A 1,189-nucleotide genomic window follows, 5' to 3' on the forward strand; every position below is an offset into this window, starting at 1 on the left:
CTGAGGCCGCGACCCGGCCGCCGATGCGGTTCGTCGCCTTCAAGAGCGAGAAGCAGCTCGACGTGCAGATCCTGCACCGGGCGCGCGATCGTCTGGTGGGCAGCGCACCGCGCTGATGAACCAGATGCGCAGCATCCTGCTCGAGCGCGGCATCACCGTGCCGCAGGCGGTTCGCAAGCTCAGGGACGCCCTGGCGGACGTCCTCGCCACGGAGGTCCCGGTCGTGAGCGCCAGGATGGGGCGGCTCCGGGAGGACATGGCGGAGCAGTGGCATCGGCTTGACGAGTGCATCGCCTCGCTCGGTGAGAAATTCGCCGGGATGGCCCACAATGATCCCGCGGCCCGACGCCTAGCGACGATCCCGGGCATCGGCGTGCTGAACGCGACCGCGCTGGTGGCCGCCGTCGACAGCCGCGAGACCTTTGGGCGCGGCCGCGTCCTCGCGGCCTGGCTCGGCCTCGTGCTGCGGCAGGCGACCACCGGCGGCAGGCCGAAGCTGCTTGGCATCACCAAGCGCGGCAGCAAATACCTGCCCAAGCTCCTGATCCAGTGAGCACGATCGGCCCTGCCGTCGCTGTCACGCACCGCGACCCCGCTGGGCAGTTGGTGACGAGGTCTCCTCACCCGCGCTCACGGCAACACGGTCGGTCGCCCTCGCGGCCAAGATGGCGCGCATCGACTGGGCCCTGCTGCGGAACAGGTCGGAGTGCGTCGCCATGCGACAGCCTAGAAACAAGATCGGCCCCTGACACGAACTCGCGGTCAGAGGGCTGCAGAAAGTCTGCGGGTGGCGGACGTGAGATGGCCTGACAGTCACCGGTGTCCCACAAGCCTTCGGCGAAAAATGGCACCTGATGCCGGCCCCTTTATGAAGCCTGCGACGCGCGGATCTCCATCTTGGCCAGGGCTCGACCCTGAGACCGAATACGTTGATGCAGACTGCCTGCGCCAGATCTCAGAAACCGCTTGCCGGCAGGGCGGGCCATACGTTGCCGCCGGTGGCACAGCGATGGGCCCTCACGGGAGTGCTGCCGAGCAGCAGCTCCGCAGGCAGCCCGCCTGCTGCGGCCAGGCCTGGAAGAGCCTCACCCAGACGCCTCTGCCAGCCCATCGCACAAACCGATGATACAGCCTCTTGCGCGAGCCGTAGTTGGCGGGCGCATCAATCCAGCGTCCACCTGGTCGCAGC

2 pseudogenes are annotated in these 1,189 nt (G+C 68.1%); one reads left to right on the forward strand and one right to left on the reverse strand.

Annotated elements, in window-relative coordinates:
• A pseudogene (locus tag D2K64_RS25855) lies at positions 1 to 749 on the forward strand (IS110 family RNA-guided transposase); the annotation flags it as partial.
• A gap of 242 nt (positions 750 to 991) precedes the next feature.
• Here D2K64_RS25855 and D2K64_RS25860 read toward each other — a convergent pair.
• Positions 992 to 1,189 (reverse strand): annotated as a pseudogene (locus D2K64_RS25860) (IS5/IS1182 family transposase); the annotation flags it as partial.

The sequence above is a fragment of the Teichococcus vastitatis genome (genome assembly GCF_003604215.1).
GTDB lineage: Bacteria > Pseudomonadota > Alphaproteobacteria > Acetobacterales > Acetobacteraceae > Pseudoroseomonas > Pseudoroseomonas vastitatis.